The organism is Acidobacteriota bacterium, assembly GCA_020853395.1.
Taxonomy (GTDB): domain Bacteria; phylum Acidobacteriota; class Vicinamibacteria; order Vicinamibacterales; family SCN-69-37; genus JADYYY01.
Genome location: JADYYY010000011.1, coordinates 389439 through 412689, shown reverse-complemented (window position 1 = coordinate 412689; position 23251 = coordinate 389439). Strand labels below are relative to the sequence as shown.

17 protein-coding genes and 1 pseudogene are annotated in these 23251 nt (G+C 70.9%); 5 read left to right on the top strand and 13 right to left on the bottom strand.

The features are described from left to right. Nucleotides 1-117: 117 nt before the first annotated feature. Genes IT184_13035 through IT184_13025 form a run of 3 tightly spaced genes read right to left on the bottom strand, consistent with a single transcriptional unit; the run spans nucleotide 118 to nucleotide 4295 of the window. Nucleotides 118-2817, bottom strand: a complete 2700-nt coding sequence (locus IT184_13035) for an ABC transporter permease (protein ID MCC7009727.1) — start codon at nucleotides 2815-2817, stop codon at nucleotides 118-120. Nucleotides 2818-2847: 30 nt separating this feature from the next. Then, entirely contained in the window at nucleotides 2848-3195 is a 348-nt protein-coding gene (locus tag IT184_13030; GenBank protein ID MCC7009726.1) for a PadR family transcriptional regulator, read from the bottom strand. Further along, nucleotides 3192-4295 carry a SpoIIE family protein phosphatase gene (locus IT184_13025; GenBank protein ID MCC7009725.1) on the bottom strand — a complete coding sequence of 368 codons (1104 nt, stop codon included), beginning with the start codon at nucleotides 4293-4295 and terminating at the stop codon, nucleotides 3192-3194. The genes IT184_13030 and IT184_13025 overlap by 4 nt, the downstream gene beginning before the upstream one ends. A 483-nt stretch (nucleotides 4296-4778) precedes the next feature. Between IT184_13025 and IT184_13020 the strand changes: the two genes are divergently transcribed. Then, nucleotides 4779-5120 carry a hypothetical protein gene (locus IT184_13020; GenBank protein ID MCC7009724.1) on the top strand — a complete coding sequence of 114 codons (342 nt, stop codon included), beginning with the start codon at nucleotides 4779-4781 and terminating at the stop codon, nucleotides 5118-5120. Between the two features lie 127 nt (nucleotides 5121-5247). Here IT184_13020 and IT184_13015 read toward each other — a convergent pair whose 3' ends face one another. From IT184_13015 to IT184_12995, 5 genes and pseudogenes are all read right to left on the bottom strand, one after another. Next, nucleotides 5248-6114: a hypothetical protein gene (locus IT184_13015; GenBank protein ID MCC7009723.1), complete on the bottom strand. Its 867-nt coding sequence runs from the start codon at nucleotides 6112-6114 to the stop codon at nucleotides 5248-5250. A 352-nt stretch (nucleotides 6115-6466) separates the two neighbouring features. Next, a complete protein-coding gene (locus IT184_13010) occupies nucleotides 6467-8461 on the bottom strand; it encodes a VCBS repeat-containing protein (protein MCC7009722.1) in 1995 nt (664 codons plus the stop codon). Between the two features lie 105 nt (nucleotides 8462-8566). After that, entirely contained in the window at nucleotides 8567-9202 is a 636-nt protein-coding gene (locus tag IT184_13005) for a hypothetical protein (GenBank protein ID MCC7009721.1), read from the bottom strand. A 368-nt stretch (nucleotides 9203-9570) separates the two neighbouring features. After that, a pseudogene (gene tam, locus IT184_13000) lies at nucleotides 9571-10346 on the bottom strand (trans-aconitate 2-methyltransferase). 15 nt (nucleotides 10347-10361) lie between these two features. Further along, entirely contained in the window at nucleotides 10362-11570 is a 1209-nt protein-coding gene (locus IT184_12995; protein ID MCC7009720.1) for a DUF1343 domain-containing protein, read from the bottom strand. A gap of 358 nt (nucleotides 11571-11928) precedes the next feature. Between IT184_12995 and IT184_12990 the strand changes: the two genes are divergently transcribed. The 4 genes from IT184_12990 (at nucleotide 11929) to IT184_12975 (ending at nucleotide 16264) form a co-directional block, all read left to right on the top strand. Continuing rightward, complete coding sequence (locus IT184_12990) at nucleotides 11929-13977, top strand: M13 family metallopeptidase (protein ID MCC7009719.1); 2049 nt, start codon at nucleotides 11929-11931, stop codon at nucleotides 13975-13977. 16 nt (nucleotides 13978-13993) lie between these two features. Further along, on the top strand, nucleotides 13994-15253 hold the full coding sequence (locus tag IT184_12985) for an MFS transporter (protein MCC7009718.1): 1260 nt from the start codon (nucleotides 13994-13996) through the stop codon (nucleotides 15251-15253). Nucleotides 15254-15518: 265 nt separating this feature from the next. Beyond that, the gene (locus tag IT184_12980) at nucleotides 15519-15884 is read left to right on the top strand and encodes a response regulator (protein MCC7009717.1); all 366 of its coding nucleotides are present in this window, start codon (nucleotides 15519-15521) and stop codon (nucleotides 15882-15884) included. A gap of 11 nt (nucleotides 15885-15895) precedes the next feature. Beyond that, nucleotides 15896-16264 carry a hypothetical protein gene (locus tag IT184_12975; GenBank protein ID MCC7009716.1) on the top strand — a complete coding sequence of 123 codons (369 nt, stop codon included), beginning with the start codon at nucleotides 15896-15898 and terminating at the stop codon, nucleotides 16262-16264. 161 nt (nucleotides 16265-16425) lie between these two features. Here IT184_12975 and IT184_12970 read toward each other — a convergent pair whose 3' ends face one another. Genes IT184_12970 through IT184_12950 form a run of 5 tightly spaced genes read right to left on the bottom strand, consistent with a single transcriptional unit; the run spans nucleotide 16426 to nucleotide 23205 of the window. After that, nucleotides 16426-18252, bottom strand: a complete 1827-nt coding sequence (locus IT184_12970; protein MCC7009715.1) for a hypothetical protein — start codon at nucleotides 18250-18252, stop codon at nucleotides 16426-16428. A gap of 40 nt (nucleotides 18253-18292) precedes the next feature. Beyond that, complete coding sequence (locus IT184_12965; GenBank protein ID MCC7009714.1) at nucleotides 18293-19246, bottom strand: PmoA family protein; 954 nt, start codon at nucleotides 19244-19246, stop codon at nucleotides 18293-18295. Next, entirely contained in the window at nucleotides 19243-20073 is an 831-nt protein-coding gene (locus IT184_12960; GenBank protein MCC7009713.1) for a sugar phosphate isomerase/epimerase, read from the bottom strand. The genes IT184_12965 and IT184_12960 overlap by 4 nt, the downstream gene beginning before the upstream one ends. Nucleotide 20074: 1 nt before the next feature. Further along, entirely contained in the window at nucleotides 20075-22000 is a 1926-nt protein-coding gene (locus IT184_12955) for a VWA domain-containing protein (protein ID MCC7009712.1), read from the bottom strand. Beyond that, a complete protein-coding gene (locus tag IT184_12950; GenBank protein ID MCC7009711.1) occupies nucleotides 21997-23205 on the bottom strand; it encodes an acetylxylan esterase in 1209 nt (402 codons plus the stop codon). The genes IT184_12955 and IT184_12950 overlap by 4 nt, the downstream gene beginning before the upstream one ends. Nucleotides 23206-23251 lie beyond the last annotated feature (46 nt).

Sequence of the window (23251 nt, the reverse complement as noted above, 5' to 3'; positions counted from 1 at the left end):
GTCCATGCAGCCGACCGCGGCGTCGATTGGCGCGCGTCCGAGCGCTCGTCCTCCAGCCGGATCGGCGCGCGTCGTCCTCGCACCGCGACGTTGCGGCAGACGGAGTGCCGCGTCGTGTCAGTCTCCGCGCAGCACCACCGCGGGATCCGTGCGGACGGCGTTCCTCGTGGGCAAGAGCACGGCGATGAGGCCGGTGATGGCCAGGCACACGGCCGCGATTGCGAGCGTTGCCGGATCGGTGGGCGACAGGCCGAACAGCAGGGACGTAGCGGAGCGCAGGACGAGGAGGCTGCCGCCGACGCCCAGGACGATGCCGATCACCATCAGGCGGCTCGCCTCGCCGAACACGAGCGCGAGGATGTCGACACGGCCGGCGCCGAGCGCCATGCGGACACCGATCTCGGAGCGGCGCCGCGCGATGATGTACGCCATCACGCCGTAGAGTCCCAGGGTCGCGAGCACGACGGCCAGCGCGCCGAACCCGCCTGACAGGCTCGCGACGAGCCGCTCGCGGGCCAGCGAGTCGGCGATCTGCACGTCGAGCGGCTTGAACTCGATCAGCGCCCGTGGATCGACCGATGCGACTTCGCGCTCGACGCCCGCCTGCGCGCTGCTCATCGCGCCGCGCGCCCGCAGCACGACGGTGAGCCGATCGGACATCGGCACGTCCTGCGCAACGGGAAGGAACGCGATGAGCCGCGTGCTCTCGCGGATCGCGCCGTACTTCGTGTTGCCGACGAGCCCGACGACGGTGAAGACCGGGTCCTGCTCGCCGGCCTGGGCTTCGTACTCGAAGCGGGCGCCGATCGGGTTCGCGTCGCCGAACACGGCGCGCGCGAAGGCCTGGTTGACGATGGCGACGTTCGGCGTGCCGGCGCGATCCTGCGCCGAGAAGTCGCGCCCGGCGACAATCGGCGTGCCCATCGTCTCGAAGTAGTGCGGGCTGACGCGGTTGAGCCACGCGAGCGCCGTCTTCGCCTTGTCCGATCCGACGTAGACCTCTTGGTTCCATCCGGCTGGCGAGAAGGGCGGATAGAGCACGATGGCGGCCGCCGCGACGTCGGGGAGGCGCCGAACCCGGTCTTCGATGTCGTTGAACAGGAGAGGCCGCCGCCCCTTGTCGGCCTCTGTCGTGACGGTGGCCGCGAGCACACCCTCCGTCACCATGCCGGTTTCGGCCGTCGTCAGATTCCGCAGGCTTCGGCCGAACAGCAGGGCGCCGGAGAGGAGCACGAACGACAGCGCGACCTGGAAGACCACGAGGCCTCGGCGAAACGTGTGGCGGTCGGCCAGCGACGTCGGGCCGCGGCCGCCGTGCATCACGCTCGCCGGGCTCACGAGCGTCGCCCGCAGGGCGGGCCCGAGGCCGAACAGCACGCACGTCCCGCCGGCGAGGGCGATCGTGAATCCCAACACGCGCCAGTCGAGATCGATCGGGAGGTAGAGGCCGCCCTCGGACCCGCTGAGGAACGCGACGAGCGCACGGCTCGAGGCGTGTGCGAACCAGGTGCCGATGAGAGCGCCGGCGACGGCGAGGATCAGGCTCTCGCACATCAATTGGCGGACGAGGCGGCCGCGAGAGGCGCCGAGCGCCTGGCGCAGCACGGCCTCGCGCTCGCGGGCGGCCGCGCGCGCGAGCAGCAGATTCGCCAGGTTCGCGCACGCAATGCACAGGACGAGCGCGGTCATGCCCAGCAGGATCCAGAGCGCGCCTTCGTACTGCTCGCGCAGCGACGACACGCCGGCCTGCGCCGACGCGGCGCCCAGGCGGTTCTCGAGATAGCGCGCCGCCACGTCGGGCCGGTACGTCTCGGGCACGGTTTCCGCGAAGACCGCCGGCGAGATCTCGTGGAGGTGACGCGCGGCGCGCTCCACCGTCCAGCCCGGCTCGAGCCGGCCCATCATCGTGAGCCACCAGGCCCACTTCAGGGAGAGGCGGCTCTCCCGGTCAGCGCCGGCGTCGGCGCAGAGCGGCACCGCGATGTCGAAGCGATAGGCGGGCTCGACGCCGTAGAATGCCGGCGGCGCGACCGCGAGCACGGGAAGCCGTCGTCCGTCGAGCGTCATCGTGCGGCCGATCACGCCAGGATCGGCGCCGAACTCCCGTCGCCAGAATCCATCGTTCAAGAGCACGCCCTCGCGCCCGCAGTCGCGCGGGTCGACGTCGGCCGGCCAGGCGCCGAGCTGGGGCCTCACGCCCAGGACCTCGAGGAAGTTCGGGCTCACGTACAGACCTTCCGCGTAGCGCACCTGGCCACCGCTGCTCAGGTTGAAGCGCCGCGTGCTGAACGCCAGCAGGCCCGAGAACGCCTGCTGGCGCCGCGAGATCTCCTGGTACTGGGCGAACGTGAACGACTCGTTGCGCCCCGTCGACCAGCCGGCGCCGTAGAACGAGCCCGAGCGCGTCACGACCGCCAGTTCCGCGGGCCGGGCGACCGGGAGCGGGCGCAGCCGAACCGCATTGAGCAACTGGAACATCGCCGAGTTGGCGCCGATTCCGAGCGCCAGCGACAGCAGGGCCACGATCGTGAAGCCGGGGCTGAGCCGAAGCTGCCGCAGGCCGTACCGCACGTCGCGCACGACGGACTCGATCGTCGGGATGCGGCGCTGGGCGCGCACCGCTTCCATGGCCTGCGTGATTCCGCCGGCGCGCAACCGAATCGCCCGCACGTCGCGCTCGGACGTCTGCCCGCGACGGCGGGCGTCCTCGGCCGCGAACTCGAGATGCTGCCGCAGCTCCTCTTCCAGCTCCCGATCCGGCCGGTCGGGCGACAGCACGCCCCAGAGCCGGCTGACCCACTCGCGCAGTGTGCCCATGGTGTCCATCCCCCAGGTGCTGCTCGCCGCTCAGCGTTCCGGCTCCAACAGGCTCCGCATGATGTCGGTCATGCGATGCCACTCGGCCTTCTCGGTGGCGAGCTGCCGGCGTCCGCTGGCGGTGATCTCGTAGAACCGTGCGCGCCGGTTGTTCTCGGTGACCGCCCAGCGCGCGCGCACGAGCCCGCGTTGCTGCAGCCGGACGAGACCCGGATAGAGCGAGCCCATGTTGAGACGAAGGGCGCCGGACGACACTTGCTCGAGCCGCGCGGCGATCGCGTACCCGTGAAGCGGCCCGAGCGTGGCCAACGTCTGCAGGACCATGAGATCGAGGGTCCCGTGCAGCACTTCCGTCTTGCTCCTCTCTTGCGGCGTCATCGCTCGTCCACCGCGCCGACTCTGCGAGCCACGAGTAAGGTCATGTCGTCCTCTTGATGTCCGTCTGCCATGAATCGCGTCACGTCCGACAACAGCCAGTCGGCGAGCGCATCGGCGGACGCCGTGCACCCGCGGCGGATGGCCGCAGCCAACCGCTCTTCTCCCCAGTCCGATCCGTTCGCGTCGCAAGCCTCCGTCACGCCGTCGGTGTAGGCAACCAGCACGCTTCCTGCGGCGAAGGGCGCGCTCCCCGTCTCGTACGTGCAGTTCGGCAGGAGCCCGAGCACGGGGCCGCCGCGATCGAGACGGAGGAGGCCTGCGCCGGCGGCCGGATCGAGCAGCAGCGGCGGGTGATGTCCGGCGTTCACGTACACGAGGTCGGCACCGGTCGACTCGTACACGGCGTAGAACAGGGTCGCGAATCGATCGCGCGGGCAGCTCTCGCGCAGCAGATGATTGAGCCGCGACATGAGCGCCCCGAGCTGCTCGGCGCCGCTCCGCTGACTGCGCACGAACGCCCTGAGCGTGGCCATCAGCAGCGCGGCGAACAGGCCCTTGCCCGCCACGTCGCCCAGGGTCAGCGCGACCGCCGTGTCCGACAGCCGAATGATGTCGTAGTAGTCGCCGCCGACGTGACGCGCCGGGCGATAGCGTCCGGCGACGTCGAGCCCGAGGCTCGCCGCCGGGGCGAGCGACGAGAAGAAATGGGTCTGGACCTCTCGAGCGAGCTCCAGCTCACGGCGCTGCCTCCGCTGCTCCTCGAGCAGGCCGCCGAGCAGCGATGCGCTTCGTTCCCATGCGATGCGCGCGCTCTTCAGGTATCGGCGCCCTCGCGCGGTGATGGCGTAGGTTTTGACCCTGCGGCCCTCGCACTCGGCGAACGTGGCGCTCAGCAGCCCTCGCTGCTTCTGCTGCAGGATCGCCGAGTACAGCGTGGGCAAATCGAACGTGGCATCCTCTGGTCCGACGACCCGCTCGAGCAGCGCCGCGATCCGATAGCCGTGCAGCGGCCCGGATCGCTCCAGCAGGTGCAGCACGAGGACGTCCAGCGCCTCGGCGACCCGGGGCTTCGTCCGCAGCCGCGCGGCTTCATTAGCCATCCGACTGCAGGCTACAGCACATTCCATTAGGAGATCAACTGAAGAGACGGCTGCCGTTCGCCACGAGGCGATCGCCGTGCCGCGCGCGCTCGGCGTCGACACCCCGGCACCGCGTTCGAGATCCATCGACGAGGGCGCCGACGGTACGTTCGATCTCGCCCTTGACGGGTGCGACGACGTGGCCCGCTGCCGTCGTCGACACGCGGATCGACGGCGACCTCCGCCCGTGCTCCTGGCGCGGCAGCCGTCCAGATGTGGACCAAGGCCACCGCACGCGTCCGCCGGGCGCCAAGTGGCACGACAACCCCGGTATCGGCGTCCGCTGGCCGCGCCGGTCGGCCGACGCGCCGACCGATCGCTGCAGTTTCCGCGCGCCCGTGGAGTATTCCGCGGGCGCCGGCGGCAGCTCGTCACCTGGGCCGCCGGACCGCTCAACGTCGACGCAGGCACGCCGCTTGCCTACTTCAAGGGCAGGACGTCGACATGCACGACACATCTGCTCGCCGCGCCATGGCCGGTCTCGAGTGCCTCCGCCTCACGGCCATCGGACGGCCGCTCCGCGTGCTGCGCTGCCGCAACTTGACGCCAGCGGGTTTCGACATCGAGACCGACGCCGCCGTGCTGCTGCAAATGCCGATGGCCTTCGAGTTCGTACACGGCGGGTCGTCCGTGATTCTCGGCGCTCGATGCGTGGGCTGCTTCGAGGCTGACGGCCCGCAGCTCGCGTACGTCAGCAGGTGGGTGTTCCTGGTCGAGAACGCCGAGTCAGAGGCGGCCATCGGCGAGCTGAACGCACGCGTTCACGGCGTCGCCACCGCGTCGTAGCCCGCCACGTCTCGTCCGTGGCTGGCGGCGATCCGCGCTCGCGGCCAGGGGCCGTCAGCCGTCGACACGACGTCGCGCTCGTGGCGCGCCGCGACAACGGCGGCCGCGCTCGGCCACGCGTGTGCGGTCAACCGTCGCGGACGCTGATCCAGCCGACAAGGGGATGATGGTCGGACCCGAAGCGATCGGCCAACGGCCGCACGCGGCCCTGCCATGACGCCGGCAAGCCAAAGAACACGAAGTCCAGTCGAGGTCCGCCGCGGAACATCGCGCCGCCAGCGGCAGGGTCGGTCTCGGGAAACCGCCGCTGCAGCTCGACGAACGCCGGCTCGCGAAACCCGCCGGCCCACGTGTTCAAGTCGGAGCCGACGACGGTGGGCGTGGCATCCTCGCCCAGCGCGTCGATCAGGTGCCGCGCCTGCCGTTCGCGCAGGCCGCTCGCGAAGATCCAGAGCCGATCGGGGCCTGCCGTCGCGTTCAGATGAGCGCTGACGAGACGCAGTCGCCACGGACGCGCATCAGCGTCGAATCCATGCACGACGGCGCTGATCGCGACGCGACGCTGACGCGCGTGCGGCAGCTCGACGCCGGCGAGCGCGTCGAACGGCAACGTCGACAGGATGGCGTTCCCCCGATCCTCGGCCGGCTTCTCGTCATCGCCGTTGCGCATCGACGGCACGTAGAACACGCCGAGCCCCAACGCGCGCGCCGTGCGGACGACGTCGAGCCGACGACCCGATGGCGGTCCAGGAGCGATGCGTCTCGGCACCGGCACGCCCGCCGGAAGATCGGCCGGAACGCCGGCCCCGCCGCGGAATGCCTCGTGAAGCAGCAGGACGAAGTCCGCCACCGGCTCACCGCCGGTCAACCGTCCTTCTCGCAGCCCGGCGACCAGCGCGGCAAGGTCGCCGCCACCCACGTGGACGTTCCAACTGACGATTGCCAGCCGGTCGATCGCGCGTCCGCCCGCGCTGGCGGCAGGCGCCTGGTACACGCTTGGACCAACGGTCGCGCACGCGGCCGCGAGTGCCGCACTCGCGCGTCCGGGTCGGGCCGTCTCGTGCCATTGCATCGATGCATCCGCAGGTCGTCCAGTCGCGTCGACGAGAGCGCGGCACACCGCGGCGCGAGGCGCGTGCCCGGCCTGGGCCGCGGGCGAGACGTGGGCGCACGCGGTCAGCCCAGCAAGAGCGACGACGAGCGGAAGGACTGGAGAGGCGGCCGAGCGGACGTGCATGCCTGCTGATCCAGCATAGCGTCCGGCGCCAAGGGCCGCCGGCGCGTCCGGCGGAGAAAGACCGCCGGGCGCGAGCCGCCCGGCGGTCGAGTGGATCGTCTGCGCGCGGCTACGGCTTGGCGGTGGACGCCGGCGCCGCAGGCTTGCCGAAGAACACGTACGTCCCGAACGTCGTCGCCACCGCGATGTCGGGCCGTCCGTCCTTGTTGAGATCGACGACGTCGAACGACGAGCCGATGCCCGACTTGTTGTGGACGAGCTCGGGCACGAAACGGGCGCCGCCGGGCGCTTTCGGATCGCGCACCGTCCGATAGATGTAGAGCACCGGCGCGCCGAACGGATCGGTGTGCGTCAGCGTGTTGTTGCCCGCCTCCGACCAGTACCGCTTGCCCGTGATCATGTCGGGGATCTTGTCGCCGTTCATGTCCACGAAGCGTGCCGCGTGCGATTCGGAGAACACCACGCCGCCGGCGTTCTCGGTCGCGAAGTTCTGCGCGATCGAGTGGCGCACGAACGTGCCGTCCTTCTTCTGCTCGAACCAGTTCATGCCCCAGTTGTGCGCCGAGCCGGCGACGACGTCGATCAGGCCGTCACCGTTGACGTCGTAGACGCCCATTTCGCCGCCGCCGCTCCCGAAGGTCGACGGGTCGCCCAGCTCCGCCTCGTGGAACGTCCACGGGCTGGCACCGATCCCCGCCGCCGGCTGCTCGTACCAGCCCGTCGGCACGACGATGTCGAGGCGGCCGTCGTGGTTGACGTCGCCGACGCCGAGGCCATGGCCGTTCACGGCCTGACCCGGGCTCGAGATCACGTGCGGCGTCCACACGGCGCTCGGGTTCACTGGATCGGGCTTGGCCCACGCGTAGCCGCCGGCCGCGCCCTGGCCGAACACGACTTCCGGCTTGCCGTCCTGGTCGAGATCCTTCATGAGGACGATCTCTGACGAGATCGTCGGCAGCACGCTGAACTTGTCCCAGCGGCGCGATTCGCCCTTCGGATTCACGTGGAGATCCATGTGGCGATTGCCGAGCGACGAGAGCACGTCGGGCCAGCCGTCGCCGGTGAAGTCGGCGGCCAGGTTCACCATGTCGGGCGCGAACTGGTTTTCGGGATTGAAGAGATTGCCGTCGCGATAGCGGCGGCGATCGGTGAAGCTGGGGCCGGCGTAGTAGAACGGCCCGGAGATGACGTCGAGGTTGCCGTCACGGTTGACGTCCGCCGTCGCCGCGCCCCAGCCGTAGTACATCGTCGTCAACCGCTGGATGGTGAAGCGCGGCGAGACCTGCTCCTTCGGCTCGACGACCGACAGCATGTCTTTCCACGCGAGGTCCTTGTAGTGCGCTTCGCCCGTGCCGCCGACGTAGAGGGCGATCGCACCGTAGCCGTACGCGTTCTTCTCGTCGACCGGCACCGTGCCGGTGTAGGTGGACACGACGCGCACCGGGCCCGTCTGGCTGCCGGCCGGCGGCCCGTCGGTCGCGATCGTGATGTAGGCCTCGTTCCAGTCACCGGCTTTCAGCGTGGGCCGGCCGCGCCCCGAACTGCCGACCTGGGTACCTCGCGCGGGTGCGGGAGGCGGTGCCGCAGGTGCGGGGGCTGCGCCGGGCGCGGGCGCCGCGCCACGGGCGGGCGCGGCACCTCCACGCGCGGCGCCGGCAGCACCGCCGCCGCGAGCCGGTGCGGCGAGCTGCTCACGGCCGGTCTCCTTACCGGTCGCATCGAGCGTCACCGCGTACGCGTTGGTGTCGTCGCCGCTGAGCGAGACGAACACGCCCGTCATGCCGCCGTCGGGCGTTTTGCGCGCGCGCAGCAGGACGCCGGACGTGCACTGGCCGATGCACTTGAAGTTCGTGTAGAGCTGCACGTCCTGAAAGTTCTTGTCCATGACGAGCCATCCGCCGTTCGTGCCGGGCTTGGCCCGGCCGATGAGCTCGCCGTTCTGCGCGCTCCAGTCGGCGCCGCCGACCACGTGCCAGCCGGCCAGCGTCGAGCCTTTGAACGAACCGTCGGGTTTGAAATTGGCGGGATCGGCGGCGCGGAGCCCCAGGGCCATCGCCACCAGAGCCGTCGTCGTAACCGCCAGCGAACGCAGGGGGCTTCTCATGACGTCCTCACTTCTTTGCCGGCACGCGTCGCGCCGGCGCGGGAAACAGATCTGCGGCACGTTAGCCCTTCCCCTCCGGGCAATCAAGTCCGGGCGCCGGCCGAATCAGGGCGCGCGGCGGTAGATCGTCTTCAGGTCGCCGGGCCGAGCGAAGAGCCGGTAGCCGAGCCAGCCGGCGGCGACCGGCACACCGACGACCGAGGCGCCGATGAGCACCCGTTCGTCCGAGCAGTCGCCGCCGCAGTCCTTGTAGCCGAGGTGGAGCGCCGCGACGAAGCCGGCGAACGCGCCGATGCCTGCGCCGGCAAGCGCGCCGATCTTCGAGCCGCGCGACGGTCCACGCGCGGCCACGACCGCGACGTCGTCGCGCAGGATTGTCCGTGCCGCGCCCTGGCCGCCGGGAACGAGGACGAGACCGGCTTGGTCTGCCGAGACGAACCGGCCGACAACGTCCTCGCCGGCCGTCAGCGTGACCCGCACCTCGTCGCCATGCTGGAGTCCCTGCACGTAATCCCAACCCGCCGGCCGCTGCGCGCGGTCCAGCTCCGCGACGGGCACGGCAGGGTTACGAAGCGCGCGTCGTGCCGCCAGCATCCGAGCCTCGGGCGACGGGCTGGCGCGCTCTGTTGCTGTCAGGGCCTGTGCCGCGGTCCAGACCGGCGCCGCGAAGAGCGAAGCCAACAGCAACGCGGCCTCCTTCGAGCCCTTCAGCCGACCCATGTCTTGGAGGCGCGTCAGCATGTCGTGACTTCGTCCGGCTGACCGTCGGGCGACGGCAAGCGCCACGTCTTCACCGCCGGCCGCATCTCCATCACCCAGAACCAACGATACCGCCGATCAGCAGGTGGGCGCCTCACGTTCGGCGTATCGAGGTCAGCACGCAACAAGGGCGCTTGGACGCGCTGTAGTCTGCCGCGAGGCAGACGTCTCGCCCCAAGTGCCCACGACATACCAGCCATTCCGGCACATCGCAGTTCCCGCCTTGGCTCGCTGGCCGCATTCGGCAACGACATCTCGAGTGGGCTGCGGCGACGTTCGGCGACGTCCGGCCGGTGGGCGCGGTCTCGCGTGATTCAGCGCCGCCGCGGCCCGCGGCCTTGGAGCGACGATCAGCGGTACGCGATCGCGAACAGCCGCCGGAACGGAAAGAGCACGCGGCCGTCAGCACGCGGCGGAAACTCGGGCGCGAGTCGTGCGCGATAGTCGCGCTCGAGCTTCCGGCGCGTCACCTCGTCCGGCAGGACGTCGAGCCACGGCCTGAGCCCGGTGCCGCGGTACCACTCGACGATCTCGTCGACCGACGCGAGCACGTGGACGTAGTCCGTGCACCAGATGTCGATGCGGCGCGCGTGCGGCGCGAGCACGTCGTAGTAGAAGTCGGCGAGTGCGAGTGCCACTGGCGGGGCGGCGTCGAGAAGCGGGAGCGCCAGGCGTCAGATCCGGCGAGCTCGCGCATGGCGCGGTGCGGCGCGGCGTCCTGGTTGGCCGGCACCTGCATGGCGAACGCTCCGCCGTCGGCCACGTATGACAGCAGCCGCGGGCACAGGTGCGCGTGATCGGGCACCCACTGCAGCGACGCGTTCGCGAACACCACGTCGAAGCGCTCGGCGGCGTCAGGCCGCCAGGCCGCGATGTCGGCCTGGATCCAGGCGGCGCCAGGCAGCTCATGGCTCGCCGCCGCCAGCATCTCTGCCGAGCTGTCCAGGCCCGTGACCGCGGCGGACGGCCATCGGCGCGCGAGCACGGCCGTGCTGTTCGCTGGCCCGCAGCCGAGATCGATGACGCGGCGCGGACTCGCCACCGTGATCGCGGCCGCGAGATCACGCGCCGGGCGCGTCCGCTCCTCGGCGAACTTCAAGTACTGCGCGCTGCTCCAGCTCGGCACGTGTGCCGCCAGATGTCAGCGGTACAGCAGGAACGGTGCGCGGCTCTCCGCGAAGGCCGCCGCCTCGCGGTCCCACTGCTCCAGGAGCGGTGCGAGCTGTCCGGCGTCGATCGCCAGCCGCACCTTGTCCGTGCCGGTGAGCCGATCGATCGACGGCCGCCAGGCGAAGTCCGCCGGATGCGCCTTGCGGATCTCGTCGATCAGCAGGAGCGAGGCGCGCACGGGCCGATACGCGCGCCGGTCCGTGATGACGTACCGGATCGCGGGAATCGTCTGCCCGGGGTACTTGCCCGCCGCGGGCTCGATCGACATCGTGATCGCCTCGAACCGGATTCCCGGCAGGTGCAGCTCGTTCATGCGGCGGACGATTCCCGGCGCGTCGAGCCAGGGCGCGCCCACCTGCTCGAACGGCCGCTCGGTGCCGCGCCCTTCCGCGACGTTGGTGCCCTCGAAGTACACGGCGCCTGGATAGTTCGTCACCGCCGCGAGCGACCGCAGGTTGGGCGACGGGTTCACCCACGGCAAGCCGGTCTCGTCCTGCCAGTCGGCACGCCGCCAGTTGGCCGCGCGGACGACGATGAGGTTGGCGCCGATGGCGTGGCGCTGGTTGAAGAGCGTGGCGAGCTCGCCCACCGTCATGCCGTGCCGCGCGGGAATCGGGTACATCCCGACGAACGACGCGAACGCCGGGTCGAGCTGCGCGCCCTCGACGATCTCGCCGCCGATCGGATTGGGCCGATCGAGCACGACGAACGGGATGCCCTTCTTCACCGCCGCCTGCATCGCCAGCGCCATCGTCGAGACGTACGTCCAGGTGCGGCCGCCGACCTCCTGCAGGTCGTAGACGAGCACGTCGACGTGCTCGAGCATCTTCGGCGTCGGGCCGCGATCGGCGCCGCCGTAGAGCGAGTAGATCGGCACGCCGGTCTTCTGGTCGACCTCGTCGGTGATCTTCGCGCCGGCCGGCGCCACGCCGCGGATGCCGTGCTCCGGCGCGAAGAGCGCGACGAGCTGAAGATCCTTGCGCGCCGCGATCAGGTCGATGTCGAGAGAGCGCGCGCGATCGATCGCCGAGTGGTTCGTGATCAAGCCGACGCGCTTGCCGCGCACGGCAGCGGGCAGATCGGCCAGGAACACCTCGATGCCCGGTTGCACGCCTTGCGCCGGCACCGCCGACGGAACGAGGCACGCCGCCACGAGCAGCACCGCGAGAATCGTCTTCATCGTCCTGTCTCCTGCATCACTCGGACGCGCGCGGCCTGGCGCCGTTCGCTGTCCTCGCGACCGAGCGCGGCCGCCGCGGCCCGCATCATAGCGGAACGGCGCATGCCGAACACCGTCGGCCTGCACCAGGCCTCCGCGAGGCCCGCGCACGATGAAGGCAGGCGATCGACGTGGCGCCGGACGGGGCCGCCCCGCGGTGGCGCGCAGACGACGCCCGTGATCACGCGCGTGGTGCCGAGCACCACGTGGGGCCGTCCGGCGACAGGACCCGCGCTCACCGAGTGTTGAAACACACTCTCACGGTTCATGGCGACGACCGTCACCGGCGGCCGTCGCTCCCGGGTAGAATCGGCGGACCATGACGATTGCTGTGCTTCGGCGGGTGCTGGCCTGTCTGTCGGTCGCCCTGTCTCTCTGCGGCTGCACCACCGTCGGCGCGCAGGGCGGCCACACCGCCGCGATCGGGGAGTTCGGCCTGGATCTGACGGCGCAGGATCCGTCCGTTGCGCCCGGCGACGACTTCTACCGCTACGCGAACGGCAAGTGGATCGACGCCAGCCAAGTGCCGCCCGATCGCACGCGATGGGGCGCGTTCGATCAACTGTCGGTGCGCGCCGAAGAACAGGTGCGCGCCATCATCGACGCGTTGCCGGCCGATGCCCCGGCCGGCTCGGCGCAGAGGAAAGTCGGCGATTACTACCGCGCCTACCTCGACGCGGCCGCGATCGACGCGGCCGGGCTGGCGCCGATCGCACCGACGCTCGCCGCGATCGACCGTGCCGCGACCCACGAGGCGCTCCTCGCGCTCCTGGGCGATCCTGGCCTCGATCTCGACGGCCCGGTCGCGTTCGGCATCGGCGTCGATCAAAAGAACCCCGATCGCTACGTCACCCTCGTCGGCCAAGGCGGCCTCGGCCTTCCAGACCGCGAGTACTACCTCAGGCCCGACGCCAGCTTCGCCGAGATCCGCGCGCAGTACCGCGCGCACGTCGCCCGGATGCTCGGCCTCGCCCACTCGCCGAATGCCGACGGCCAGGCCGACGCGATCCTGGCGCTCGAGACGCGCATCGCCGAGCTGCACTGGCCGATCGCCAAGCGCCGCGACCGCAGCCTGACGTACAACCTGCGGGATCGCGCGGCGCTCGACGCGCTCGCGCCGGCGTTCCCCTGGACGGCGCTCCTCGCGCCCGCCGGTCTCGACGATCGCCGCGAGTTCGTCGTCCTCGAGATCGACGCCGTGGCTGCGCTGGCGGCGATGTTCCGCGACGTCCCCGTCCCGACCTGGCAGAGCTATCTGCGCTACCACCTGCTCCACAATCGGGCCGCCGTCCTGCCGAAGCGCTTCGACGAGGAGAACTTCGCGTTTCACGGGCGCACGCTGAACGGCCAGCAGCAGTTGCGCGATCGCTGGAAGCGCGCCGTCACGGCGACGAGCGAGGCGCTCGGCGAAGCCGTCGGCGCGCTCTACGTCGCGCGCCATTTCCCGCCCGAGGCGAAGACCAAGATGCTCGCCCTCGTCGAGAACCTCCGCCGGGCGTACGGCGAGCGCATTCGGAACCTCTCCTGGATGTCGCCGGCGACGAAAACGGTCGCGCTCGAGAAGCTCGCCTCGTTCCGTCCGAAGATCGGCTATCCCGATCGATGGCGCGACTACGGCGCGCTCGACGTGCGCCCGGGCGACGCCTTCGGCAACCTCGTCCGCGCCGAGCGGTTCGACTGGCACCGGGTGCGCAGCCGGATCGACGCGCCGACCGATCGGGACGAATGGGCGATGACGCCCCACACCGTCAACGCCTACTACCGCTCGGTCTTCAACGAGATCGTGTTTCCCGCGGCGATCCTCCAGCCGCCGTTCTTCGATCCGTCCGCCGACGACGCGGTCAACTACGGCGGCATCGGCGGCGTCATCGGCCACGAGATGGGCCACGGCTTCGACGATCAGGGAGCGAAGTCGGACGCGAACGGCATCCTGCGCACGTGGTGGCAGCCCGAAGACGAGGTCGCCTTCCAGCAGCGCACGGGCGACCTGGCCGCGCAGTACGACGCCTACGAGCCGCTGGCCGGGCTGCGTGTGAACGGCCGGCTGACGCTCGGCGAGAACATCGGCGATCTCGGCGGGTTGTCCGTCGCCCGCGAGGCCTACCGCTTGTCGCTCGGCGGCCGCGAGGCACCGGTGCTGCGGACCCTCACGGGCGATCAGCGTTTCTTCCTCTCGTGGGCGCAGGTGTGGCGCGAGGTCATCCGCGACGAGCGGCTGCGCACGCAGGTCATGAGCGATCCGCACAGCCCGGCGCGCTACCGCGTGAACGGCGTGGTCCGCAACATGGACGCGTGGTACGCGGCCTTCGGCGCGACGCCGAGCCAGAAGCTGTTCCTGCCGCCCGAGGCGCGCGTGCGGATCTGGTGAGGCGGCCGTCGCGGCCATGCCTTTCCCGCGCCCGGACGGTTCCGACGTGCCGCCGGCAGCGTCGCCGCCTCGCCACACGGCCCTCGTCGCGGTGCTGGTCGCCGCGCTGGGCTACTTCGTCGACATCTACGACGTCCTCCTCTTCAGCGTCGTCAGAATCCGGAGCCTGAGCGCGATCGGCGTGCCGGCGGCGGACCTGCTGTCCACCGGCGTGCACCTGCTGAACATGCAGATGCTCGGGATGCTGATCGGCGGCGTCGCGTGGGGCGTGCTCGGCGATCGGCGCGGGCGGCTGTCGGTGCTCTTCGGATCGATCATCGTGTACTCGATCGCGAACCTGCTCAACGCGCTCGTCACATCGGTCGAACAGTACGCGGTGCTGCGGTTCATCGCGGGGATCGGCCTGGCGGGCGAGCTCGGAGCCGGCATCACGCTCGTGAGCGAGCTCGTGCCGCGTCACCAGCGAGGCTACGCCACCGGTGCCGTCGCCGGCATCGGCCTGTCTGGCGCCATCGCGGCCGTCGTGGTGGGCGACCTGTTCGACTGGCGCGCGGCGTACGCCGTGGGCGGCGTGATGGGCCTGCTGCTCCTCGTGCTCCGTCTCGGCGTCCGCGAGTCCGGCCTGTTCGAGGCGGTCACGAAGACCGCGCTCACCCGCGGGCGGTTCCTGCAGCTCTTCGCGACCCGCGAGCGCGCCACGCGCTATCTCGCCGTGATCGCCGTCGGCATTCCGATCTGGTACGTCGTCGCGATCCTGATCACGTTCTCCCCGGAGTTCGGACGCACGATGGGTATCGTGCCGGCGCCGACGTCGGCACGAGCGATCCTGTTCGCGTACATCGGCCTGTCGGTCGGCGACCTCGCGAGCGGCGCGCTGTCGCAGGTCGTCGCGAGCCGGAAGCGCGTGCTGCGGTGGTTTCTCTCGCTCACCACGCTCGGCGTCGCTGCGTACTTTCTGCCCTGGGACAAGTCGCCCGCGGTCTTCTACGCGCTCTGCGGCGCGCTCGGCGTCGCGACCGGATACTGGGCGGTGTTCGTGACCGTCGCGGCCGAGCAGTTCGGCACCAACCTCCGCGCGACGGCGACGACGACGGCGCCCAACTTCGTCCGCGGCGCGGTGGTGCCGATCACGTCAGGGTTCCAGGCGCTCGCGCCAACGCTGGGCCTTGCGGGCGCGGGCGCGCTCGTCGGCGCCGTCGTGCTCGCCGTGGCGTTCCTCGCCCTGGCTCGCCTGCCGGAAACCCACGGCCGCGACCTCGATTTCGTCGAGCATTGAGGCGGCCGTCCGGCCTCCGCACGTATCCCGCCGGGCTGCCGCGCAGGACGCCCCGCGATTCCCATGTCGGGCTCTCCGGTGCCACGGCCGGCAAGCCTCGTCTCCCTCCGGGGCGACCTCGTCATGGTTGCGGCCTGCCCCATCGGAGGGCCGCCTACGGCACGGCAGTTGCTCCGCGAAAGACCATACGAATGTCGGGGTCCACCATCGGCGTCGACCTGCAGCTCGTCGAGAAGGGTGTCCCCGACACGGTTTCCACTATCCCGTGAGCACCATCCTGATCGTCGACGACGAACCGGACACGCTCGTCGTGCTCGACTGGTTGCTGTGCGCCGAAGGGTTCGACGTGCAGACCGCCGCCGAGGGCGCGCAGGCCTGGGCGACGTTCCAGGATCGCCATCCCGATCTCGTGATCACGGACTACATGATGCCGCGCATGGATGGGCTCGAGCTCGCGCGGCGCATCCGCGCGTCCGCCGGCCCGCGCGTGCCGATCATCCTGGCCAGCGCGGCGGCGAAGCTGCCGCCGCCAGACGCCGGCGAGTACGACGTCGCGATCCGCAAGCCGATCGACTTCACGGCGCTCGTGGATGCGATCAAGCAGTTGCTCGCGTCGCCGCCGGCACGATAGCGTGTCGGTCGATGACCGACCGGCACGCGCCGCCCTGCCCTGACTGCGACGACCCGTTGACGTTCGCCTACGAAGACACGAGCGGTCAGGGCGCGCACAAGCGCGGCGATCACTTCAACACGACGCCCTACACACGGCATTACCTCTGTTTTCCGTGCGAGAAGGCGTGGAAGCAGCGGCTCGAGGGTCCGTTCACGCCAGATGTCGTCGCCGATCTCGCGTTCTTCTCGTGTCGCGAGGGCGGCTGCGGTGCCCGATTGCACGTGAGCGCGATATCGAACGACGAGGGCGCGATCGAGCTCACGTGCCCGCACGGCCACCGGCATGTCGTCCTGCGCGCGAACGGATCGAACGAGCTGACGGTGGCCGCCGTCCGCTGAGAACGCGTTTCGAACCTCGGCGAGCGCGGGCCCTGTCGCCGGACAGCCCGACGCGGGGCTCGGCCCACAGCGCGTGATCGCGCGCGTCGCCTGCGCGTCACGCGGGGCGGCCCCATCCGGCGCCAGCCCCGCCGCGGAAGTCTTGAAACGGACTCGAGGGCTCAGCGCAGCGCCGCTGCGATTTCTGTCGCCGCGAGCCGATTGCCGGCGATGTTCCAGTGCGTGTCCTGCGGCTTGTACAAGCGCGTGGTGCGGCCCGCCGCGGCAAAGGCCGGCAGCAGATCGATCACCTGGATCCCGTCAGCCCTGAGCCGATCCGAGAGCAGCCGATTCGGCTGCTCGAAGTCGAGGTCGCCCTCGGCGTGCCCGGACGCGCGCGCGACGTCGGCTCGCAGCCGCTCGTCGACCTGGACTTCGTCGGGAATCAGCGCGACCGCGAAGTCTGCCCCCGCACGCCGCGCGACGTCGCGCATGGCGCCGAGCTCTCCGGCGACGCGGCTGGCGGCTACCGGCAACACGCTGCCGCCGCGCACATAGAGCCACGACCGATCGACTTCGATCTCGAGAAATCGATCCGTCGGCAGGCTCGGCTCGTCGTCGTGATACTCGACAGCAGCGCCGCCTGCCGCCGCTGGCGCCGGCGGCACGCCGCCGCGCAGCCGCCACAACGCACGGACGAACGTGGCGGCGAACGAACGGTCGTACCAGCGACGGCCGGGCGTTTCGAAGTCGTTGCCGATGAACACGCACGTCAGCACCAGATCCGGCGCGTACGGCAGCGCCTCCCCGACGAGCATCGCCAGGTAGTCGGCAGGCTCGGTCGCCGGAATGCCGATGTTGATGACCTCGACCGACCCGCCGGCGTCCAGCTCGGTTTCGAGCCGCGTGAGGAAGTTGTCTCGGTGCGGCACGACGCCCAACGCGAACGAGTCGCCGATCGCGGCAATGCGCCGTCTCACGTTCGGAGGCCGCACGAGCGGATGCGCTCTGTCGTTGAAGCCGCCCGAGTTGAGGCGCGTGTCGAAGAACGGCGCGCCGGGACGGCCTCGATACCGTTCGTATCCGCTCGTGTAGAAGATGAAACTCGGCCGCACCGCGTTGAACACCCGCAGCGCGCCCTCGAGCACGAGGACGTTGACGAGCACGACCGCCGCCCATTTGAGGACCGCGCGCCGATGCGTGGTCACCGCGCGCAGCCCAAAGGCCAGCAGGCATCCGACGGCCGCGCAAGCGCCGGTCGCCTCGACCGACAGCCAGACGTGCAGCGGCGTCGCCATGCCGTAGATGAGAACCACCCACAGCAGCCACGCCGGCGACGTGAGCACGACCCACCGGCGGCGTCCGCGCGCGACGACGCGATCGAGGGCGGCGGCGAAGGCGAACCCCGCGACGAGGCAGATGGCCCAGCGTCGCGCCGTGACGGCGCCCGGCTCGAGCGCGTCACGCTGGCGCACGCTCTCGTCGGCGACGACGAACACGCGCGGGAAGTCGGGCGCGATGCCGTAGTAGTTCTGCACGCGCCCGCGCAGCTCGAAGGTGGCGCCGGGATCGCCCTGAAGCCGCACGCCGAGCGCGTTGCGGCCGGCACGTGCGGCCGTGACCGGCGCGAGCACCCTGCCGCCGATCGCCACGTAGAGCCGCTCGCCCGGCACGATCGCCACCGGCACGCCGTTCACATCGATCGTCGCCGTCGGCCGCCGCTCGCCGGACGAGCGGAGCGTCAGGCCGTACTCGACGTAGATGGGCTCCGCGCGATCGAGCGCGAAGTCGTGGATCGGATGCGCCGACGAGATCGCGACGCGCTCGTCGACCGGACGGAAGCGCTCGTTCGTCAGGAGCGCCGCCGGCAAGGCGAAGACGATGGCGGTGAGGAGCAGGCGCGCACGCGTCATGCAGGCGTCGCCCACGACTCTATACCGGCGGCCGAAGGCCATCGTGCTCTGGAGGCTCGACGGTCCGGCCGCAAGCGAGGACTCGACGCGTGCCACTGCAGGGCTCCAGCCCCGCGGACGAGCGCACACGCTGCGGCTAGCGTGCCGCGGCCGCCGACGCGGCGTCGCGATCCAGCCGCGCCTTGTCCACCTGGCCGGCGTAGACGGCCAGGCGCGCGCGTACGTGGATCGCGCCGCCCTTCGCCACCGTGGTGATCCGTTTGGGTTGGGACGGATCGTAGCCGTTGCGCGAGAAAGGATTCATCGCGAACAGCCCGTAGTCGCGCGCGTGCCAGTACGGCGGCGCGTTGATCGTCGACGGATGCGCGAAGATCGCGACGGTCACGTCGTGGCTGCCCGCCTGGTCCCGGACGGTGCCGCGGATCGCCACCCATCGGCTGGTCTTGCCCCAGACGTTCGCCGCCGTCTCCCGGCCTTCGGCGTCGATGTACCGGCCGGTGCCGCCCGCCTCCTTCAACGTGTCGTTCAGCCGCAGGCCGAATGCGCCTTCCTTCGTGTCGCCCATCGTCACGGCCACGTCGGGCGCGCGGAGCGTGATGTCGTGGTCCATCCAGAACACGTCGCGGGCGCCGCCGAAGGTCACGCGCTTCGTCTCCTCGAACACCAGGCCGCCGCCGTTGTCGCGCCACTCGAGCACCGCCGTGAGCGTGCTGCCCTCCACGCGCAGATCGCGATGGACGATGCGACGGCCGGTCGGCTCCGGATTCCAGAAGTTCGTGCCGTTCACCTCGTCGTACGTGAAGAACAGCGACTGATGGTGCGGGTGATCGTTCGATTCACCCGGCACGTCCTTCACCATCGGAAACTCGCGATTCACGCGCGCGCCGTTCGGGCCGAGCACGGGGTAGAACACCGGCTTGTCGGGAAACGCCGGCCCGTACCGATAGGTCGTGAACGGCTTGCCGTCGATGGCGATCGCCACCTGCTGGCGCGCGGCATCGGGTGAGATCTCGATCCCCGGCGGCGAGGACTGTGCCGCCACGGCGGCGATCCCGATCAGCGCGAACCCGGCGAACGGCGTCCAGCTCATCTCGTCGTCTCCACCGCGCGGTGGCATTGTCGCAAGTACTCGAGGCTCCGCCGCGCGATCGTTTCAGGATCGGGTGTGTAGTCGAAGACCTCGACCGAGATCCACCCGCGATAGTGCCGCTCGTCGAGCGCGCGGAGGATCGGCGCGAAGTCCTCGTCGCCGAATCCCGGCCCGCGCCGGTTGGGATCGTTCGCGTGAACGTGGCCGGCCCGTCCCGCGTGGCGTCGAATCAGCTCGGCGACCGGTACCGTCTCGCTCGCCATGGCCTTGACGTCGAGCTGCAGGACGAACTGCGGATGGTCCACGGCGTCGATCAAGTCGATCGCGTCCGCGCACGTGTTCACGAAGTTGGTCTCGTCGGGCGACAGCGGCTCCATGCAGATCCGCACGCCCAGATCGCCGATCGCCGGCATCGCGGCGCGAAACGTCTCCACCGCGTAGTCCATGGCCGCATCGTGCGACACGCCGGGAAGCCGCTGGCGTTGGGCCGGAGATCCGAAGACCATCACGGTCCCGCCAAGGTCGTGGCAGGCGTGCGCCAGATCGATCAGGTAAGCGCTCGTGCGAGCGCGCGCGTCGGGATCGGGTGACGTGAGGTGCAGTCCCTCCGTGCGCGCCAGCAGCCAGTGCAAGCCGACGACCTCGAGCCCGGCGTCCGAGGCGATCCGGCGTGCGGCGGCACGGGCGTCACGCGACCAGCCTCCGATCGCCGGCGCGAACGTGAACGGCGCCAGCTCGACACCGTCGTAGCCGAGGCCGGCGAGCGTCCGGCAGACGCGGCTGAACGGCCAGCCCTCGAACATCTCGTTGCAGGCCGCGAGCCTCACGTCACTCCACGACGAAGCGCACCTCGCGGCGCGCCGTCTCGTTCCCGTGCCGGACCGTGAACGTCAGAACGTGCGCGCCGGGCCGCAGCGACGACACGGGGACGTCCACCGCGAAGTCCATCGCCTGGTGCTGCGGGCCGGCCGGGACGATCCGCTCCTCGCGGTGATAGACGCGCGTATCCGTATCGTCGCGGATCTCCGTCGTCGCGTAGCCGGGCATGAACGTCCGCGCGGCGCTCTGGTACTCGTGCACGAACGCGCGCACGCGCTCGGTGCGCGAGAACTCGCGGCGCGTCGTCGGCACGAGCGGCGTGAGATCGACGAGCGGCGCCCCGGCAATCGCCCCGGCGTCGCCTCCCGCCTGGACGAACATGCCCGACAACGACACGAGCTGCCGGCCGAAGTCCGGCACGTCGACGTACGTGTAAGCGCTGCCGGTCCGCCCGGTCGCGGCGTCCTCGACGGCCGCGCGGATCTCGTAGCGCCCCGGCTTCAATTCCAGACGCGACGCCAGCTCGTACTCCACGAGGCCATCGCCGGTGCGCCTCGGCGTCACGGTCGCATCGCGGCGATCGAGGCCGAGCGTGTTGCCGTTGCTGTCGAGCGCGGTCGTGAGCAGGACGGCGTTCGCGCCCGAGCCAGCGTCCGGCGCCACGGCGATGCCGCTCTCGGCCGCGACGCGGTCCCGCCGCACGCGCACCAGCACGGCCACGACGCCGCCGCGCAGCCCCGGCCGCGCGACCGGCACGGCGCTCAGCGCCATCTGCAGATCGGTCTTCGGCCACAGGCCGGTGACGCTGGCGACCAGCGCCGGCGGCAGGCCCTCCGCCAGGCGCGCCGGCTTCGGCAGCGGGTGGCCGCCCGCGTAGTAGCCGCGCCGCGCCTGCAGCGTCACGTCCTTCCGGTTCACCTTCACCGTGATCCGCCGGAAGCGCCCGTCGGGCTTCACGGCGGCAGGCGGGAATCCCAGCACGTAGTACGCATCGCTCTCGCGGAACACTTCCGGCAGCACCGCCGATGGATCGTTGCGCGTGACCAGCCGGCCACCGGTCGGCGACGTGACGGCGAGCAGACCGGAGATCCGCCGCGCGTCCATGCCCGGCGGCGGCCGCGACACGATGCCGCGCGCCGAGGCCGGCGGCGCGAGCGTGTCGAGGCCGCGCGGGTCGATCACGTGGATCGTGAGATTGCCGGCTTCCGATGCACGGAGCGCCCGCCGCCGCGCCGCGTCGATCATCGACCCGCATCCGCCCTGTCCGCGCAGCGGCAGCCGCCGGCCGACGAACAGCAGGATCTTGCGCCGCCACCCGACGTCCTGGATCCCTTCGGCGGCCGACGCGATCGCCTCCATCGCGCACGCGCCGTTACCGCAGGGACAGAAGCCCGTGCCGGTGCGCTCGCCGCCCGGCACGTTGAACACCGGCTGCCGGATCACGTCCAACAGCCGCTGGCGGTCCGCCGTGAAGTTCTGCGGCACGCCCGGCATCGTCCAGGCGATCGCCGCCATGTCGCCGTGCCGCAGTTGCTGCACCGCCGCCTCGGCGATCCGCCGGCCCTCTACCGCATCGGCAGCGTCGATGAACGCGTCGAGCAGGATGACGACGAGCCGGCCCTCGCGCGGAAAGACGTTCGTGTGCACGTCCGGCGCGACGTCGTCCATCCAGGCGGCCGGCGGCAGCACGCGCCGCGGCAGATCGACCGGCGTGAACGCGACGATCGGCCGTGGCTGCCCCTCTTCGAGCACCGTGAAGTCGGCGGTCGTGAGATCGCGGACCGGCAGCCGATGACGGTCGAGGACCGAGACCTCGACGTCCACGAGATCGACCGCGCCGGTGAACACTTGCGCCGGGCCGGCCTGCGCGCGCGGCAGCGCCATCGTCGCGCCGATCGCCAGCGCCGCGGCGGCGAACGCGCGGAGCCGGATCATCGGGCCGCCCCGAACCGGCTGGCGAGAAACGGAATCCCGCGCCGGCCCCAGAACGAGTGTTCGCCGTCGAAGATCTCGTGGTCGAGCGCGGCGTCGGCCCCGAACACGCGGTAGACGTCGCGCACGCGCGCGACGCTCTCGGTGCTCGCGGCGATCGGAAAGATGTCGTCGCGCGTCCCCGATTCGACGAACAGCGGCCGCGGGGCGATGAGACCGGCGACGTCGTGCATCTCCGCCCAGTCGAGGATGCCGGGAACGTAGTTGTCAGCGCAGTGCACGAGGCTGCCGATGCTGTCGCGAAACGTGTTCAGGTATCCGCTCACCATCGCGGCCCCGAGCCGCGGCTCGAGCGCCGCCGAGAACAGCGTGACGGTGCCGCCGCCGGAGATCCCCATGCAGCCCACGCGGGACGCGTCCAGCTCTGGACGCTCGGCGATGAGGTCGAGCGTCCGCATCACGTCGCGCACGCGCCAGCCCAGGAGCGTCTGCCCCACGAGCAGCGCACCGCCGGCAGTCGGGTCGCAGGCCTTCTGCCCCAACCCGCGGCGCGCGTTGCGCTCGTCGCGCCGGGCGCCGAAGCCCATCGGCTCGATCGCCACCGCGGCCATCCCGGCCTCGACGACCTGGATCGCGAAATCGTGCTGATAGCCCGCCTTGTCGCTCCGATCCCGACCCGCCTCGTCGATGCCGACGATATCGTCGACGCCGCGGCCATGACCCGGCACGCAAATCATCGTCGCGAGCGGCCTCGGCCGGCCGACAGGCGCGAGCACGTAGGCGACGACGCTCACGCCAGGCGCCGAGTCGAACACGAGCTTCTCGCGGCGGTACCGCGGAAACTCGCGAACCTCGAGCGTCTCGGCACGCAACGGCACGGTGCCGGCCGGAATGCCCCCGAGCAGCTCGACGAGCTTCGTCCGGAGCGCCGCTTGCCACCGTTCGGCCTCCAGGCGTGTCGACGCCTGGAACCGCAACGCACGCGGCGCGGCCGCGAGCAGCCCTCGCGAATAGGCAACCGGATCGAACACCCGACCGGCGATCGCCGTCGCCGTCACACCCGTGAGCGGTCCGATGTAGCCATTCGTCGGGGACGGTGCGGCGGACGACGCCTGGGCGCCGGCCGGCTCGGCGATCGAGGGCAGTGCCGCGCCGGCAGCGAGCCCGGCGGCCACCCGCGCGAGATCCCGGCGGGACAGGTTGTCCATAGGGGCGATGCTCCGGTGAGCCGTCAGTATACGGGGTCGCACGGTT

What these genes read in the sequence shown, in the direction of transcription:
- IT184_13010 (MCC7009722.1), bottom strand. Translation starts at nt 8,461, where the DNA reads ATGAGAAGCCCCCTGCGTTCGCTGGCGGTTACGACGACGGCTCTGGTG.
- IT184_13020 (MCC7009724.1), top strand. Translation starts at nt 4,779, where the DNA reads ATGCACGACACATCTGCTCGCCGCGCCATGGCCGGTCTCGAGTGCCTC.
- IT184_12975 (MCC7009716.1), top strand. Translation starts at nt 15,896, where the DNA reads ATGACCGACCGGCACGCGCCGCCCTGCCCTGACTGCGACGACCCGTTG.
- IT184_12965 (MCC7009714.1), bottom strand. Translation starts at nt 19,246, where the DNA reads ATGAGCTGGACGCCGTTCGCCGGGTTCGCGCTGATCGGGATCGCCGCC.
- IT184_13025 (MCC7009725.1), bottom strand. Translation starts at nt 4,295, where the DNA reads ATGGCTAATGAAGCCGCGCGGCTGCGGACGAAGCCCCGGGTCGCCGAG.
- IT184_13005 (MCC7009721.1), bottom strand. Translation starts at nt 9,202, where the DNA reads ATGCTGACGCGCCTCCAAGACATGGGTCGGCTGAAGGGCTCGAAGGAG.
- IT184_13030 (MCC7009726.1), bottom strand. Translation starts at nt 3,195, where the DNA reads ATGACGCCGCAAGAGAGGAGCAAGACGGAAGTGCTGCACGGGACCCTC.
- IT184_12950 (MCC7009711.1), bottom strand. Translation starts at nt 23,205, where the DNA reads ATGGACAACCTGTCCCGCCGGGATCTCGCGCGGGTGGCCGCCGGGCTC.
- IT184_12985 (MCC7009718.1), top strand. Translation starts at nt 13,994, where the DNA reads ATGCCTTTCCCGCGCCCGGACGGTTCCGACGTGCCGCCGGCAGCGTCG.
- IT184_12995 (MCC7009720.1), bottom strand. Translation starts at nt 11,570, where the DNA reads ATGAAGACGATTCTCGCGGTGCTGCTCGTGGCGGCGTGCCTCGTTCCG.
- IT184_12955 (MCC7009712.1), bottom strand. Translation starts at nt 22,000, where the DNA reads ATGATCCGGCTCCGCGCGTTCGCCGCCGCGGCGCTGGCGATCGGCGCG.
- IT184_13035 (MCC7009727.1), bottom strand. Translation starts at nt 2,817, where the DNA reads ATGGGCACACTGCGCGAGTGGGTCAGCCGGCTCTGGGGCGTGCTGTCG.
- IT184_12990 (MCC7009719.1), top strand. Translation starts at nt 11,929, where the DNA reads ATGACGATTGCTGTGCTTCGGCGGGTGCTGGCCTGTCTGTCGGTCGCC.